Annotated in this window: 12 protein-coding genes; 6 read left to right on the top strand and 6 right to left on the bottom strand. The window is 46.9% G+C overall.

The window, feature by feature from the left end:
• The first annotated feature begins 169 nt into the window (after nucleotides 1-169).
• Nucleotides 170-2,353 (top strand): transglutaminase TgpA family protein, encoded by a 2,184-nt coding sequence (locus NG792_RS16630; protein WP_261251564.1) that lies wholly within the window; start codon nucleotides 170-172, stop codon nucleotides 2,351-2,353.
• Between the two features lie 45 nt (nucleotides 2,354-2,398).
• Here NG792_RS16630 and NG792_RS16625 read toward each other — a convergent pair whose 3' ends face one another.
• Nucleotides 2,399-2,776 (bottom strand): Mo-dependent nitrogenase C-terminal domain-containing protein, encoded by a 378-nt coding sequence (locus NG792_RS16625; RefSeq protein WP_261236117.1) that lies wholly within the window; start codon nucleotides 2,774-2,776, stop codon nucleotides 2,399-2,401.
• A 928-nt stretch (nucleotides 2,777-3,704) separates the two neighbouring features.
• On the opposite strand from NG792_RS16625, the gene NG792_RS16620 reads away from it, so the two are divergent.
• Nucleotides 3,705-4,172, top strand: a complete 468-nt coding sequence (locus NG792_RS16620; protein ID WP_261198081.1) for a hypothetical protein — start codon at nucleotides 3,705-3,707, stop codon at nucleotides 4,170-4,172.
• A 183-nt stretch (nucleotides 4,173-4,355) separates the two neighbouring features.
• A complete protein-coding gene (locus tag NG792_RS16615; RefSeq protein ID WP_261198080.1) occupies nucleotides 4,356-4,541 on the top strand; it encodes a hypothetical protein in 186 nt (61 codons plus the stop codon).
• A 330-nt stretch (nucleotides 4,542-4,871) separates the two neighbouring features.
• Here the strand turns inward: NG792_RS16615 and NG792_RS16610 are convergent, their stop codons facing one another.
• The 4 genes from NG792_RS16610 to NG792_RS16595 form a co-directional block, all read right to left on the bottom strand.
• On the bottom strand, nucleotides 4,872-5,519 hold the full coding sequence (locus tag NG792_RS16610) for a SanA/YdcF family protein (RefSeq protein ID WP_261198079.1): 648 nt from the start codon (nucleotides 5,517-5,519) through the stop codon (nucleotides 4,872-4,874).
• A 229-nt stretch (nucleotides 5,520-5,748) separates the two neighbouring features.
• Nucleotides 5,749-6,453, bottom strand: a complete 705-nt coding sequence (locus tag NG792_RS16605; protein WP_261236116.1) for a Uma2 family endonuclease — start codon at nucleotides 6,451-6,453, stop codon at nucleotides 5,749-5,751.
• A 576-nt stretch (nucleotides 6,454-7,029) separates the two neighbouring features.
• Nucleotides 7,030-8,295 (bottom strand): restriction endonuclease subunit S, encoded by a 1,266-nt coding sequence (locus NG792_RS16600; protein ID WP_261236115.1) that lies wholly within the window; start codon nucleotides 8,293-8,295, stop codon nucleotides 7,030-7,032.
• 102 nt (nucleotides 8,296-8,397) lie between these two features.
• Entirely contained in the window at nucleotides 8,398-9,978 is a 1,581-nt protein-coding gene (locus tag NG792_RS16595; protein WP_261236114.1) for a type I restriction-modification system subunit M, read from the bottom strand.
• A gap of 752 nt (nucleotides 9,979-10,730) precedes the next feature.
• Between NG792_RS16595 and NG792_RS16590 the strand changes: the two genes are divergently transcribed.
• Both NG792_RS16590 and NG792_RS16585 read left to right on the top strand, forming a co-directional pair.
• Nucleotides 10,731-10,880 (top strand): hypothetical protein, encoded by a 150-nt coding sequence (locus NG792_RS16590; RefSeq protein ID WP_261236113.1) that lies wholly within the window; start codon nucleotides 10,731-10,733, stop codon nucleotides 10,878-10,880.
• Between the two features lie 166 nt (nucleotides 10,881-11,046).
• The gene (locus tag NG792_RS16585) at nucleotides 11,047-14,769 is read left to right on the top strand and encodes an EAL domain-containing protein (RefSeq protein WP_261236112.1); all 3,723 of its coding nucleotides are present in this window, start codon (nucleotides 11,047-11,049) and stop codon (nucleotides 14,767-14,769) included.
• A gap of 60 nt (nucleotides 14,770-14,829) precedes the next feature.
• Here NG792_RS16585 and NG792_RS16580 read toward each other — a convergent pair whose 3' ends face one another.
• Entirely contained in the window at nucleotides 14,830-15,123 is a 294-nt protein-coding gene (locus NG792_RS16580; protein WP_261198073.1) for a hypothetical protein, read from the bottom strand.
• Between the two features lie 191 nt (nucleotides 15,124-15,314).
• Between NG792_RS16580 and NG792_RS16575 the strand changes: the two genes are divergently transcribed.
• The gene (locus tag NG792_RS16575; RefSeq protein WP_261198072.1) at nucleotides 15,315-15,923 is read left to right on the top strand and encodes a DUF3318 domain-containing protein; all 609 of its coding nucleotides are present in this window, start codon (nucleotides 15,315-15,317) and stop codon (nucleotides 15,921-15,923) included.
• Nucleotides 15,924-16,005: the final 82 nt, after the last annotated feature.

Below are 16,005 nucleotides of genomic sequence, written 5' to 3'. Positions count from 1 at the left end.
CCGCTCTATAGAGTAAATTAGGAAGGAATAAAGACACTCTTTTGTTCTTTTCTCCTTCATCACTATGTTTAACTCGTCAGGGATTCGGCATCTGTCCCTTATTCCCGTCTGGCGTAGGATCCGACAGCAAATCGAGGCAAGCAAACCTCCGACTCCGGAGGACTCGCTGATGCTGCGGGTACTGGTGCAGGCCCTTGTCATCGTGGGGATTATTGCAACGGATGTGGCGGCAGGGACGACGATGAGCCTTTGGGCAGTCCCCTTGAGTATTCTGGGAGCAACCTGGAGTTGGTATCGCCGCCGCGATCGCAATATTGCTGTTAAATTTTTGCTGGCGATTGGGATGCTCGTGGCCCTGGGTTCGTTTTTCGGGCGCTTAATTGAGGCACTCAACGATACCCGGGTTGTTCTGGCTGAACTGCTGATTCAAGTTCAGGTTCTCCATAGTTTTGACCTCCCCCGGCGCTCGGATTTGGGCTATTCGATGGTCATCGGATTGATCCTGTTGGGGGTAGCGGGAACCGTGAGCCAAACGTTAGCTTTTGCCCCGTTATTATTAATCTTTTTGGCGATCGCCCTGCCGACGTTGGTCTTGGATTATCGATCGCGCCTAGGACTGAAACCGGAGAAACGTCCCACGGGACCCCGGAAAAAAAAGAAAATCAACTATTCTCAACTCGGTTTTTACGGTTTCCTATTTAGTCTGGTTCTGGCGATCGGACTGGTCATTTTTGCAGTCATGCCGCGCTTTCCGGGCTATCAATTACAGACCTTTCCCGTGAGTTCTCCCATTGAAATTCCTGGAGATTTGGATGGTCGTCAAATTGTCAATCCGGGCTATGAGAACGGCGAAGGAGACGGCACCGGGGGGGATGGCACCGATGGACCCGGTGAGATTGATGATACCTTTTATTATGGGTTCAATAACCGGATGAACCAAAATCTCCGAGGCGAAATGAAACCCAAAGTCGTGATGCGGGTGCGATCGCAAGCGGAGGGATTTTGGCGCGTCTTGGCGTTTGACCGCTATACCGGGAAAGGCTGGGAAATCGGTCGCAATGAAGAAGCGACCACCCTACGCCGTCCCAGTTGGTCCTATCAATTTCATGTTCCCTTTGACCGGAGCCGAGTCGGGAGAACTCAAGAGATCGTTCAAAGCTATACAGCCGTTTCAGATTTACCGAATATTATTCCGGCCCTGTATGAGCCAAAATCGCTTTATTTTCCCACTGAACAGGTGACGTTTGATACGGAAGGGAGTCTGCGATCGCCCTTGGGTTTGGTGGAAGGACTGACTTACACCGTGATTTCAGAAGTTCCGTATCGCGATCGCGCCGCCCTTTCTCAATCCCCCACAACCTATCCCAAGGCGATTCGCAATTATTACTTGCAAGTCCCCCCCGAAATCAGCGATCGCCTGCGCCAACATACTGAGGAAATTTTAGCAGGCGCACCCAATCCCTTAACCTCCCCCTACGAAAAAGCCCTATACCTAGCTCAATATCTCAAACAAAACTACAGCATTCCGAACGATCCCTTTGGACTGCCTTTTTTAGGACCCGAGGATGATTTGGTCGAGACGTTTCTGTTCCAGCAAAAGGGAGGCTATCCGGACCACTTCTCCACCGTCTATACCGTCATGCTGCGTTCCATTGGGATTCCTTCTCGCTTAGTCGTGGGGTTTGCACCCGGTGAGTTTAATCCCTTTACCGGACTTTATATCGTTCGTAACACTGACGCCTATGCCATGACGGAGGTGTATTTTCCTCAATATGGTTGGTTTGCCTTTGATCCGATTCCCGGTCATGAAATCGTTCCCCCATCCATTCAAGAATATCAGCCCTTTAGCGTGTTGCGGATGTTGTGGCGGTGGGTTGCAGGGTGGCTGCCTTCTCCGGTGACGGGATTTCTGCAAGCGGTCTTTTCTATCCTCGGCGGTTGGCTGGTGGGTAGCATTGTGTGGGTACTGCGGCTGTTTACCCGAGGCTGGGTGGGACTCTTTGCCGGTTCAATCTTACTCACGGGTGTGGCATTTCTAGTTTGGTTAGCTTGGGACGCTTTCCGACAGTGGCGCTATCGTCGGTTTTTGGCAAAAATGCCCCCAGTGGAACGACTGTATCAGCAAATGCTGGATACGTTAGGACGCCAGGGATATCGCAAACATCCTGCTCAAACTCCCTTCGAGTATGCGCGAGAGTTGCATCAACATCAACCCCAGACTGACGCATCCGCAGTCGAGGAGATTTCTCACGCTTATGTGAGTTGGCGTTATGGGGGCAGTCAACCGAATTTGGCTCTTCTGCAGCAACGGTTAGAGGAATTGAAAAAGCGATCGCAACTCCGACGAAAGTAGCAGGGGTTGGGTCAAGCAGAGTGAGGGCGAAAAACCGGGTTTGGTTTAACAGTAAACGGTGACGTCCTCACCACATTCATCGACTAAATAACATAATGCGCGGAAGCGCAGCCCTACAAACTGCTCATAAAATGGGTTGAGTTTACATAGGGGCGGAATGTGAAATAAGACGCGATCCCCAACTTTGATATCCCGTTCAAAGGGACATTGAGAGGGGATCAGCTTACACAAGCTATGCGCCATTTGGCGATCGCGAACTTCTAGGCGATCGAGCCAGTGCTTGAGGGGGCCTAATGGCTGGAAAAATGCCTGGTCTGCACGAGTTGGAACCGTAGAACGATCGCTTTGTGTGGGCGCTTTTTCAGAAAGCTCTATCCAAGTGATGCGAATTAGATGCTGTATGGTATAATCTAATACATTCATCTGGTTTCCTCTGTTGTTACGAGCGGGTGCTAAGTCAGCACTTGCATGGACATTACAGCCTCTTATGGGGTCAACCCGGATGGCTCTCAATGTATTGACTGATCCGCAAGAGGTTTAGGTTGCTCAAGCGGGTGGTCGGCTTCAGACTTTAGGTTCTACTCTTTGGATCTTCTCCAATTTCTTTGAAAATGGAAGGGACTCCTATCACGGGCATGAATAATCCCTATCACCGCTTGGTAGCGATCGCGATCGCTCTAATTTCGACTTTTTTGCCCTATAGCAACTCGCTGCTCTAGTCTAAATCGCGCACAAGCCCTAAAAACCACATCTCTCTTTACCCCAAAATCGCTTATTTTCGGGATAAAATTTTGGAATCGTGCTAGGTGTGACTCCAGCCTACGGGACCTCTATCAGCAGTCTTCCTGAAGTGAATGCTCCATCAACCATAGTAAGGGTAAATCACGCCCATCTTGTCTAACTGATAGGGAGGCGCTCTATAGAGCAATTCAGGTAATTTAAGGTTTCTCAAATTGGGGATTTGTATGAAAAAAATATGTTTTTTTTGAGGTAAAAGTCTAAAAATAATCAATTAAAAGGGGGGCGAAACTCAAGAAACAACTCAAGAGTAAGACCTTTATTGATTAAATCCATCGCCAGTAATCCGACTTCCAACCACACCCATTTCAGCCTGTTTAAGATAAAGATAGCGGGACTCAGAGGAAGAGGGTACCAATTTTATAAGATCCCCCTTAAGAATGATGAATAAATTCAGGGAATGCTGGGAAAATAAAAACTAGAGTTCTGGCAGCATTCGGTAGTCAGCCCCGCTCCCTTTGATGCCTTCAAAGGCTGATTATATTTAAAAAAAAGTCCAGAATAAGGCATCGGTTTATTAACATCCTAACAAACAGCAATCAATGCCAAATTTATGAAGACCCTTAACTTGTTTATTTTACGAACTGTAGGAGTTTTTGCGGTGGGGGGACTTTTAGTGGGGTTCATGCCCCTTTCTACACCGGGTCCCAAAAACGTGATGAACCCAGGAGACTCAATCCAGTCACAACCTGGAAAATTAACGGGGTATGTAGAAATACTATTTACGGAACCCGGAGACCCCTGCATTCAGAGTCAAGAGAGATATCTCCATCCCGGGACGGAAGTTGTCATTCAAAATAGCGATCACCAGCCGATCGCCACCGGAGTCTTAGGGGTAGGGAACCCCCAACCTTTACAAGCTGGTTTTTCTAAAATGACCTGTAAATTTCCTCTAGTTGTAGAAAATATACCCGAGCTTCAGAACTATGTTATTAAGCTAGAAGGCGGGGAAGAATTTCCTTATTCTCGCAAGCAGTTTGAGCAGAAAAACTGGCAGGTGGAATTAACTCTGTTTAGATAAGGGGGGGTAATATTTCTGGTAAATTTGCCGAGGTCTTGTGTATCCCCAGGAGATTGCGATCGCGATCGCAATCTCCTGGGGATAATCTTCACATCAGGGTTAGACGGCGATCGCCTTTTAGAGAAACAAATGGATTTATAGTAAGAACAGATATCCGAATTGATCCTCGAAGGTAAAGGCAGCATGAACCCAGAAGATTCACCCAAAGTTGATAACCAAGACGATGAATCCTCGTCCCCCAGGGCTCCCAAATCCAACGTAGGCCCAGAGGAGTCAGAATCAGCGGAAGAATTGAATGCTATTGCTAAAGCGCTGATGGTCAAGCTACTGTGGTCTCAGGTGGGACTCATGGATGAGAAAAATCCGTAAGTTTTTATTTACTCCAGAAAAATCCCGAACCTGGATTTAGGAGCATTTAAGAAACCTCGGAATTCCAGTTCGGTATCCCTAAAAGAGTGAATTCACCCAGAAATTATATTTTGTAAAGACGCGCTTAATATCATGTTTGCTTGACACCCACACTGACCTAACCCCTTTCCCCCCATTCTTTGCAAGGATGGGGGAGAAGAGGAAAAAATGGTTTTTTAGGTTAATCCGCCAAACTTGATATAACGCAATTTGTTGGGCGCGTCTTTTTTTGTAGGGATCAAGAAAGTTTTGGGCAAATGCCGGACAGAGTTCCTTGCAACAGTTGCTCGTTTATTTCCCTGATTTCCCTCCTTCAAAAGGACCAATAACTGTGGGTTCAGGTCGAGTAACAGTAACCTGCCATAATGCTTTGACAACGGCCATAAATTCCCGAAAAGTATAGTAAGTCATCGAATCGGTGCGGAAAATCCCCCAATCCGGGGTTCCTAAACCCACTGCTTTAATTCCCATCTGACGACCCGTATAAACGGCCCGGGGGAGATGATAGCGTTGGGTAATTAAAACTGCCTGTTGAATGCCAAACAGGGTTTGAGCGCGGTAACAACTCTCATAAGTGCTCAATCCGGCGCGATCGAGCAGAATATCGCTGGCTGGAACCCCCTGTTCTTCTGCATAAGATGACATGGCTTGAACTTCATCATAATCAGGATGGAAGTTGTCCCCAGTCATCAAAATTTTCTGAACGCGACCCAGTTTATACAAATTGATCGCAGCTTGAACGCGATCGGCCAGCATAGGGGTAGGAGTTCCATCATCCCAAACCCCCGCACCAAAAACAATGGCAATTGGTTGAGGGGGAACCTGTTGAATTTCCCGATAGCGATCGCCGTAAGTCACCGCATAAACGTAGGCATTCAATCCCAACGGAATGACGACACTTACCAGCCCCAAAACTAACAGTAAAAAAGGCCAGTTCATAAAATTTTCCCAAATTAACATAAAGGTCATTTTAGGTTGTTTTAAAAAAACATTATAACTTAAAATTGTTACATTTTAGCTTAAAAACTTGGAGGGATTCAAAAAAATATTTGTTTCCCCTGCTTATGATAGTTGGATAATTTCTTGGTGGTTTTTTAGGGGTATTAGTAATAGGGGGTTAAAGATTCCGAAAGGCCGAATATTTCAGAACCTTTAACCTTGACAAATATTAAGTAATATCATCCGGATTGATGCCCAGTTCTTGCAGCTTTTGCCGCAAGATAGCGCTACGCTGACGTTCGGCATCAACTTGGGCGATCGCCTCCTGAGCACGAGCATATTCGGTATCCGCTTCTTCCTCTGGCGTCAGAACCAGTTCCCCTTCTGGAGTAAAAAAGCGCAGCTTTTCCTGTAAAATACCTAAATAAAGCTGTAATTGTTCACTCCAAAGCCATCCCTGCTCATTCGGTTGAGTGGCTTGATATTCCCCGTTCATCAAGTGAAATCCCTGGAACTCTAAAGTATAAGGATCAAACCAAAAATAATCGGGAGTGCGCCAAATATCTTGGTAAAGCTGTTTTTTTAAGCCCCGATCCGTGTTAGCTGTGCTATCAGATAGAACCTCGATAATAAAGTTCGGATATTTTCCTTCTTCTTCCCAAATCACCCAACTTTTTCGCTCTCGGCGTTCTGTATCCAAAACCACGAAAAAATCGGGTCCGCGCATTTCTTCTGACTTGCGCTGGCGGTTACTGTAATAGACGCTCATATTTGCGGCTACAAAAAAATCATGGCGATTTTTCCAAAACCTCTCTAAACAAGCAAGCAGCAGCAGCAGTTGTTTAAGGTGTCGATAACTTTCCAAGGGCGGCTCCTCACTCCATAAATCGCCTGGGGGAAAGATAGGAATTTCCGAGGTTTGACTCTGTACCATATTGGTCTCCCCGTTCATCGGTGTTTTTATCTAGTTTAGCAGATTTTTGAATAAACAACAGAGGGGAATAGGAAGAAGGTTATCAATTCTCAAACCTAAGACTCTAGCACCGGGACAATCTGCCCTTTATTGGATTATAATTCAATCAAATGGGCGGATTTTTTCTAGGAGATAGTTCAGAAAAACATCTTTAAATAGGGTGAGTAGCTGGCTTGTTTAGGGTAGGAAAAATCATTTAATGTTGCTATAAAAAATTGACTTAAAGCTTCCGTTTTGCTCAGATACAGGACCCTGAAACCGGGCTGAATTGGGTGGTAAAATTAAGTGGTTTATTTCTTCAAAATGCCAGAGGGGCAGTTTTGAGAAACCGTGGGGTGATGACTGGTGTATGGGGAGTGGTTAGGACCCTCCGTAGAGGTTGATGATTCCCGGATATTGATAATGAGGAATTTTAGGCTGATTCCTAAACTTTTGTCCATCTCTCCCCTAGATTTCCCTGGAAAAGTATTGAATTTTCCAGGAGTGTACTCAGCCTCTGTATCACGCTGAAACCTAATGATACCCTTCCCCTGTTATCTACTCGACATCAATTTCGCCGGAGAGTAATTTACTCAAGAGTAACTCCCGAGTTAACTTGAGGTTAGTCGTTTTCGCTTGTAATGTTTCGATTTGCCGACAGAGGGGGTCGAGGGTTTCGATAAACTGATGGTGGGTAGTGGGGTCGGGAATAGTGATGGGTAATTGTCGAAACCAGCCGAGATTGATTTCGCGGTACATTAAACCGGATGCCAGGTTAAAAATGCGATCGCGGTTTTCCTTAATCCAAAAATATAAATAGTAGGCCGATATCTGCTCATTGGGGATACAAGTGATAAATCCTTGGTTTGTACAAGCAGTGGTGGTATTAATTGCCACAACCCCAATCGTCGCCCGAGATGTCATCATCACCGAATAGGGGGGGAATGTGCGAATTTTACTGCGCTGCTGCCCTAAGTCCGTAATTTTGTGAGTAGAACCCGAAACAAACATCGTTCCCGCATTGGTTAAATCCGTGGTTCTGTACCACACTAATGTTCCATTGGCCCAGTATTCGGGCTTTTTCTTCGCTGGGGTATCGCCGCTAATGGTTTCGATCGCCTCACCAATCGGTGCGATCGCCCATCCGACTGGAAACAATTCCTGGCCGGTTACTTGTTGTTCTTCCGGGGTTGCCTCTCGCAATTCCAAATTAGGAATCCGCCATTTCATAAACCACTCGTAATAGATACTTTGCGCCATCTGTTCGAGTAGCTTAATCCGCCGTTGGTTGTTAGAAATCAAATCATCATAATCCGTCAAAATCGCCGCTATTTTTTGTTGTGTACGCAAATCGGGATAGGCGATCGGCATTCCTTTTAGGGCATTCAAACTGATATACAACTGAACGACTCCAGCCTTCCTTGCCTGTAACGCATTTTGGAAAATCGGACCTTTCACCCAGTAATAAAGATAGGGAGACCAGAGAATGGTCTGATTAGGTCTTAAAATAGCCAGACTGCTAGAAATCCCAAAGAAGTCCTCGGGTTGGACTAAATAGGGTTCTCCGATGCTGCCAATAATGCCAAATAAAATATCCCCGGCTTCTGGCTTGCGAATCGACTGAGCACTCTTACAAAAATAGCGTTCAAAATCCGCTTCGGAGATACAGTCAACTTTGGAAAGTTCTAACCGACCCGGTTTAATATTTTTGGCGGTTAAGTAGAGGATTCCATCCTCTTGTCTTTTAATTTTGGCATGAGTGCCATCTCCAACAAGACAGACTTCGCCAATCTCTTTTTGCGTCCAATTGTTCCTTGGTTTCACGGTGTTAGCTAAAAGGTAGAGTACCAGAGTTTAGAAGTAAACAGTCCCCAGTCCTGGAAAAAGGATAGGAATGAGGAAGTCGGGAGGTTATTCTTCTCTCGTTCATTCATTCTCTTTTACCTTTAATAGGCCATGAATAGTTTGAGAAATTCGCCCTTCTAGTTCTCTTGCCTCCACCGTGAGCATCTCAAATTCGTCTTTGAGTTCTTGTAATTTTTCATAAAAATCAAAATCGTCTTCGGGTTTGGGGGCCAGCCCCACATACCGTCCCGGATTCAGGCTATAAGCCTGTTCTGCAATTTCGGAAATCACGGCAATCCGGCACAAACCCGGAACATCGCGATAGATATTGTCCGGAAATGTTTCCTCCCAATTGGGTAAAGTTCCGTAAGCTGGGACCGACGGATTGTAACGAGTATGTTCCGGTAAAGTTGCTACAGGTTCCACTGTTTGTCCGCGATACATCCGGACAATATTCCCTAAAAATTGGATTTGTTCATCGCTAAATTGCCGGTGGGAACGGTAAACGTGCTGATAGAATTGACGAGCATCGATAAATAGGACTTTATCTTTGCGGGGGTTATTCACTTTGTCGCGATCGAAGAACCAGAGTGTACAGGGTAAGCCTACACTATAGAAAAAGTGAGAACCGACAGCGACGATCGCCTCTAAAACCCCCTCGTGAATCAGCTTTTTGCGAATTTCCAATTCCAGGCCGCGAGCATCACTGGCGGAATTTGCCATAACAAAACCTGCACGACCCTTGGCATTTAAGGCACTATAAAATAATTGAATCCACAAATAGTTGGCATTATCAACCCGAGGTAAGCCGAAGGGAAATCGGGGGTCTTCTTTGATTTTTTCTTTGTCTACTTTGTCTACATTAAACGGAGGATTAGCCATCACAAAATCGAATTTACCTACGCAATTATGAATGTCTTCATAATAGGTATTGCTCTGGCGAATATCTCCCGTAAGTCCGTGAATAGCGAGGTTCATTAAGCACAGACGCACATTATCGGCAATTTTTTCTTGTCCATAGATTCCGATGGCCGTGCTAGGATTTTTTTGTAGTTTTTCTACGAATGAGGCACTTTGAACAAACATTCCTCCACTGCCGCAAGCTGGGTCAAAAATGCGCCCGTGATAGGGTTCGATAATTTCAACAATCAACTTTACTAAAGAGGTAGGGGTAAAGAATTCGCCACCTTTTTGCCCTTCACTCATGGCAAAATTGCTGAGGAAGTATTCATAAATTCTTCCAAACGCATCCCCTTCGATATCCAAGGCGATGGTATGAAAGTCCGTCAGCAGTTGCCGGAGGATCTCGTTACTGAGACGGTGGTAAGTTTTGGGGAGGATGTTTTTCAACGCGGGGTTTTCAGCTTCGATCGCCCGCATCGCACTATTGATCTCTTCTCCAAGATTGGCTTCTGCCGGACGATTCAGCAGGGACTCAAACCGTGCCTGGAGGGGAACAGATAACACCCGTTCCCGTTCCGCTACGGGGCGATCGCTTGTGCGATAGCGCTGCAGGGCTTGGGTAAACTTATAGTCAGCATAGCGCAGGAAGATTAAACCCAGTACCGGCAGGGAATATTCTGACGGTTTGAGTTTGGAATTGGCACGCAATTGATCCGCCGCGTCCCATAAGCGTTTTTCAAGTTGATAGTAGTCTGGCATCGGTGAGTGTTCCCCTATTTGTGAACGGTATTTGAGAGCGTAAACCTGGGATGCTTCCCTCCATAGGGTGTTGACAGAACTTTTATTGTATGGTAATTATTGCCGGGAGTCTAATAAATTTTTCTACAAAAAACCCGGGTCCCCTTGAGGGTGGGGCTATCGTAACCAACCCTTTCCGGGGCGGGTTAATTACCCAAAAGCTTGGTACAGGGGTATTTTGTAGGACTCTTCCTAGAATTAGGGCAGATATCAGTCCCTTCTGTGTCTGAACCAGGGATGAGGAAAATTTGTCACCGGATTCCTAGGGGCCTAATCTGGAGGATCCTTTCAATGGGGTTAAATCGGGGAGTGTGTAGTTGTGGCAACAACTGATACTACTTTCCAGTTTGAACCCGAACAGTCAAAACCTACCGCTGGAAAAGGGGTTTTAAATTGTCCATAGGTACTTTATCCGCTCTCTCTCCTCGTTACCAAAATTTAGGCGAGATTTTCTTTCCGGCTTTACTAAAAGTGAGAAGAACACTAAGAGGGATCGGGTGTGGTTGGCGGTTGAGGGAAGAAGAGGGAGTTCAGTTCTCGTTGTGTGAAAAAGCTGAGCCATTCGAGGGTTCGCCTAGAGGGGGAAAGCTTTGGCGGTGGGAGTGAAGAGTAAACGTGCTTTAAAAACTGGATGGGGTATAACAGGGGCAAATGCAGTAAGACAAGGGTGGAAAAATTAGGGAAAAGACCGATCGCCTTGATTCAGAGGGGAAATGGTAGCCATAATTACTTCTAATCGTGGTAACGATCCGGTAGGGTGGACTTGTTTTGGCGGTGCAGTCTTTGAGAGTACCTTCTATGACGACTTTAGGGGGTTTGACTGCCATTGGCAGTGGCTCCTAGAGGAGTTGGAGAGTTTTTAAGCCTGGACTTTTGTCCATTGCGTCGTGCAATCCTAAATTATGTTTTAGAAAATCTCAGATTGTGCAGACAAACCCGAGCAAAAATGGTTTACTAAAAAGTAGGGATAGGGTTATCGTGAGAAAGAGGCTTTAGATTCACTTGCTTTTCCAACGGTGGGCATTAACAGTGGCAAATGGCAACCTATCGGGACGGTTACGGCGATCGCTTGTGGTTTATACGGCATTGGGGATGCTCTCCATCGGTGCAATCATTTCTATCGTCAGTATCGGATTCCTTTATCATCATCTGAACGAGGACCGCCAACAACAGGTTCTTTTAGTAGCCCAAACGAAAAGTCAAGCCCTAGAGCAGTATTTCTGGCAGGTGAGGGCGATCGCGCAACAGCTTTCCAGTACCAACACCCTTGGGGGTGATTTAACCCAGGGGCTACAGGGGAGTTCCCCCCGGGTGGATGTGCTCCAACAAGCCCCAAAAGTAGCGGGGATCACTCGGCTCGATCGCCAGGGTGAGGTAATAGTAAAGTTAGGGATGGAGATTCCCCTGGGCTTAGGGTTTGAATCGATGGGGGATGCCCCGGAAAAAATCTCCTTCCAGCCGGTACAAGTCGTCAACCCGTCTTATTTGCTCGTCACTATAGTCCGAGTTAACCCGCCATCCCCAGAACCCCAGGGGACCGATTTATTCTTATTCACCGTCTCGGAAATCGAAGGAATTTTACAGGAGTTTGTCCCTTCGGGTCAATCCGTAGAAATTGCTTTAGCACGAGTCAACAATGCCCGGATCGATCGCCTGCTGCCGTTCCTCTCTTATACGGATGAAAAAGGTTTGATGCCGCTGGGACCGAATACTCGGCTTTCGGTATTACAAAACGAGAAGATGACGCACCCGCGCAGCGTTTACTTCCCCAAAAACAGTCTTCCCGGTTCCGAGGCGGTGGCAGTTGCACCAATTCAGGGCAGCAACTGGGTGATTTTGTTACAACTTTCCTCAACTCATGTGGAAGCTGGGATTCACCACATCCAGCTTTTAGTTGGGGTTACGGTTGTCTTATTACTCTTAGGCACAGGATTAATCGCGCTTTTACTATATCCCCTCACTCGTCCGATTCTCATTCATGCTGATCAATTAGAACAGCAACTGCAAGCGAATATGGCATCGTTGGAACGGGAACTGCAAGAACGGAAGCGCACCGAACGACTGTTAGCCGCACACGCTCGGGAAAGTGCGGTGATTGCGGGGTTAGGGCAGTGGGCGCTGGCGGGAATGGAGGTCATGAGCCTGATTGAAGAAGCAGCCGAAGAAGTGCTCCATACCCTCGATAGCGATTGTTGTTGTTTGTGGGAATTGTTACCCGATCGCGAGGAACTGGAGTTAAAAGCCTGTGGGGGATGTTGTCAGGATGCGCTCAAGTCGGTAAAAATAGGGGTGAATACAGAATCCCAAGCGGGTTATACTCTAGTGGTGAATGAACCGATTTTGTCCTCTAATTTCCTGGAGGAAACCCGTTTCACACCCTCTCCCTTTTTATTAGAACGGGGTATCGTTAGTGGGATTACAGTGCTGGTACATGGACAAACGGGACCTTATGGCGTTTTAGCAGCTTATAGTGCGGAACGCCATCAGTTTGATTTAGAGGATTTGCACTTTTTACAGGCGATCGCCAATGTTTTAGCTGCTGCGATCGACCGCCAGAAACGGGAACGCGCCTTGTGTGAGAGTGAAGAACGGTATGCTTTAGCCGTAGCTGGGGCGAATGATGGACTGTGGGATTGGAATTTGATTACCAACCGGGTGTATTTTTCCCCGCGATGGAAATCCTTGCTGGGGTATCAGGTGGAAAATGGCGAGAAGATTTCTGAGCATAACTCGCTTTACCGTCCAGAAGAGTGGTTTAGCCGAGTTCATCCGGATGATATCGACCCGTTGAAACAAGCGATCGCCGATCATCTAGCCGGAGTCACCCCCCACTTCACAAGTGAGCATCGAATTTTAGATGTTCAGGGAGAATATCGCTGGATGCTCTCTCGGGGTCTGGCAGTGCGCGATCGCGAGGGAAACCCTTATCGAATGGCGGGTTCCCAAACCGACATCAGCGATCGCAAAGCCACCGAAGAAGCCAATATCCGCCTCGCTGCCTTTCCCAAATACAACCCCAATCCCGTCCTCGCCTGCGATTTTAAAGGAGAAATTCTCTACGTCAATCCTGCCACCGAACGAGTGTTAGAAGAATTACGCCTGGGATTGGCTACCGGCTTTTTACCCCGGAATCATCGAGAACTGGTCGTCACCTCCCTAAAACAAGGGAAATCCGGGTGGCAGGTAGAACGGTTCGTTCAGGATCGGCTATTTTATTGGTTGTATCACCCGATTCCCTCCCTCAATATTGTGCATATTCACGTTATGGACATTACCGATCGCCAGAATGCCCAAGATACATTACGTCATGAAGCCCTGCACGATAGTCTCACCGGGTTGCCGAACCGTGCTTTTTTCCTGAACCGTCTCACTTCTGCCTTAACTCGGGCAAAAGTTCAACTCGATTATCAGTTTGCCGTGATTTTTCTGGATTTAGACCGATTTAAAGTGGTCAATGACAGTTTAGGGCATTTTATTGGGGATTGCCTGCTCGTCGCTTTGGCAAAACGCCTGCAAAAGTGTGTGGGTTCCGGTGATATTCTAGCTCGGTTTGGGGGGGATGAATTTACCATTTTAGTCGAACATATCCCGGATATTCAATCGGCGATTACAGTGGCCGAAAAAATTCACACTGAACTAATTTCTCCCTTTAATCTAAAGGGTTATGAAGTCTTTACCTCGGCGAGTATTGGTATCGCCCCCAGCAAACTGGGCTATGAGCGTCCCGAAGATTTACTCCGGGATGCGGATATTGCCATGTATCGCGCCAAAGCCCGAGGCAAAGCGCGATATGAAGTGTTTGATAGTACAATGTTAGAAGATGCCGTAGCTCAATTAAACTTAGAAAATGATTTGCGGCGCTCTATTCTCAAAAATGGTGAACTGCCCCTCCCTACGCCTGCACACACCTCAGAATTTCTGGCGAAAAATCTCACCGACCCTGCCTCGGGTTTGGTCATTTCCTATGCTTCGAGTTCAGAGGAAAAAACAGACAGTCAGCCTTATTTAGAACCAGCGGAATTTCTGCTACATTATCAACCGATTGTGGCGTTAGATACGGGTTTACTCTCCGGATTTGAAGCGTTAGTACGCTGGCAACATCCAGAACGCGGGTTAGTGTTTCCGGGGGAATTTATCCCCGTGGCGGAAGAAACGGGGTTGATTTTACCTTTAGGGGAATGGGTTTTGCGGGAAGCTTGCCTGCAAATGCAACAGTGGCATGAGCAATTTAAGACACCGGAACCTTTGAGTATTAGTGTTAATTTGTCCGGGCAGCAGTTGGGACAACCGGATTTACTGGCCCGCATCGATCGCATTTTAGAAGAAACCCATCTGGACCCCAGTAGTTTAAAGTTAGAAATTACTGAAAGTGTATTAATGGAAAATGCGGCATTAGCAGCGGAGTTATTGGAACAATTGAGAGCGCGGAATATTCATTTGTGTATTGATGATTTTGGCACGGGGTATTCTTCTTTGTCTCATCTAGCCCAATTTCCGATTAATACCTTGAAAATTGATAAATCCTTTGTGATGGGAATGGAGGGGGATAATGAAAGTTCGGAAATTGTCCGGGCGATCGCCACCCTTGCCCATAATCTCGGGATGTACGTCACCGCAGAAGGGGTGGAAAAAGAGCAACATTTAGTGCAACTTTGGTCCTTGCACTGTGATTATGGACAGGGGTATTTTTTCTCCCGAGGGTTGGATCGGGTTGCGGCTCAAAAATTGCTAGAAAAAGCCCCTAGGTGGTAAATCATGGCCCGTTTCTCACCCTAGAGCGACCCAATTACAATACTGGACATTTGTCAAGGGTTAAAATAAATCATCCAGAGACGAGGGGAAATCATCTCGGGGAGGGACCTGGCGATCGGCAAACTGAGAAGGGGGGCGATCGCTACTCCAGGCCCACCAAACACAACTACACTGACTACACTCGTAAAACTCCTGCCACTTGCGGCGGTGGTTTTCCGTATAAACCGGCGATCGCCGATTAATCCAAACCCGCTGCGCCTCCATAGAGGTAGCATGGCAGGAAGGGCAGTCGAACTCGTGAGCGTGAACTGCCTTCGTTGTCCATTCCGGTGGAATTGGCTCAAAAGCTTCCATGTCTTAAACTTCACTCATTAAGATGGCTGATAGCTGCCCTAATATTCCCGGGAATGGCTGGTTTGGGCCCAACCCACTCCAAAGGAGGAACGAATCGCACTATCGTATTCTATTGTAGGACGCTGTGGGCATTTCTTTGCCACTTCCCCCAAACTCTAGATATCCCCACTTTCAACCCGAATCTGCCTATCATGGATCCATCACCCGAAATTTTCCGCTTATTAGACTTGATGCCTGCATCAGGTCGGATGCTGTGCAAAATCGTCAATAAACCGCAACAATCAACGGCGATCGAGAGTTCTTTTCCCCTGCCTTGGGCGAGGGAACGACCGATTTATATTAACTTTGACCTCTGGCGTAAATTATCCAGACCCCAAAGAGACTTGTTACTCCTGAGAACCGTTAGCTGGTTATTGGGGGTGAAATGGTTTAAAGCGGACTTATATCAAGGGGTTGTCATTGCTGGATTGTTAGGGACTCTGGTCGAACTTGGCCAAAGAGATGCGGTAGGAGTGGTGACTGCTGGGGGGTTAACGGTCCTAGCAGGGGTTCAAATTTGGCGAAGCACCCACCGCAGCGATCGCGAAATCGAGGCAGATCAAGCGGCCATTCAAATTGCCCTGAGAAGAGGATATAACGAACCTGATGCCGCTAGACATCTGATGAGTGCGATCGAAACCGTCGCCACCCTAGAAGGGAGACCTGGGTTAGATTTTATGGAACTGATTCGCATCCAAAACTTACGGGCGATCGCCGGACTTTCCGCCGTCAGCATTCCCGACGATGGGATTCGAGAATAGGGGAAAGAACTCAGGATAAACGATGAAAGTAGCCCCTCAGAAATCGAGTTACCTGATTGACTTTCATCCCAGCGCTAAAAGT

It is taken from the genome of Laspinema olomoucense D3b, from assembly GCF_025370785.1.
GTDB classification, from domain to species: Bacteria; Cyanobacteriota; Cyanobacteriia; order Cyanobacteriales; family Laspinemataceae; genus Laspinema; species Laspinema olomoucense.
Note: the sequence above shows the minus strand (reverse complement) of the source record. Positions and strands in the feature narration are given on the sequence as shown.

Coding starts and splice junctions, on each gene's coding strand:
- NG792_RS16630 (WP_261251564.1), top strand. CDS start 170: ATGCTGCGGGTACTGGTGCAGGCCCTTGTCATCGTGGGGATTATTGCA.
- NG792_RS16625 (WP_261236117.1), bottom strand. CDS start 2,776: ATGAATGTATTAGATTATACCATACAGCATCTAATTCGCATCACTTGG.
- NG792_RS16620 (WP_261198081.1), top strand. CDS start 3,705: ATGAAGACCCTTAACTTGTTTATTTTACGAACTGTAGGAGTTTTTGCG.
- NG792_RS16615 (WP_261198080.1), top strand. CDS start 4,356: ATGAACCCAGAAGATTCACCCAAAGTTGATAACCAAGACGATGAATCC.
- NG792_RS16610 (WP_261198079.1), bottom strand. CDS start 5,519: ATGAACTGGCCTTTTTTACTGTTAGTTTTGGGGCTGGTAAGTGTCGTC.
- NG792_RS16605 (WP_261236116.1), bottom strand. CDS start 6,453: ATGGTACAGAGTCAAACCTCGGAAATTCCTATCTTTCCCCCAGGCGAT.
- NG792_RS16595 (WP_261236114.1), bottom strand. CDS start 9,978: ATGCCAGACTACTATCAACTTGAAAAACGCTTATGGGACGCGGCGGAT.
- NG792_RS16590 (WP_261236113.1), top strand. CDS start 10,731: ATGGTAGCCATAATTACTTCTAATCGTGGTAACGATCCGGTAGGGTGG.
- NG792_RS16580 (WP_261198073.1), bottom strand. CDS start 15,123: ATGGAAGCTTTTGAGCCAATTCCACCGGAATGGACAACGAAGGCAGTT.
- NG792_RS16575 (WP_261198072.1), top strand. CDS start 15,315: ATGGATCCATCACCCGAAATTTTCCGCTTATTAGACTTGATGCCTGCA.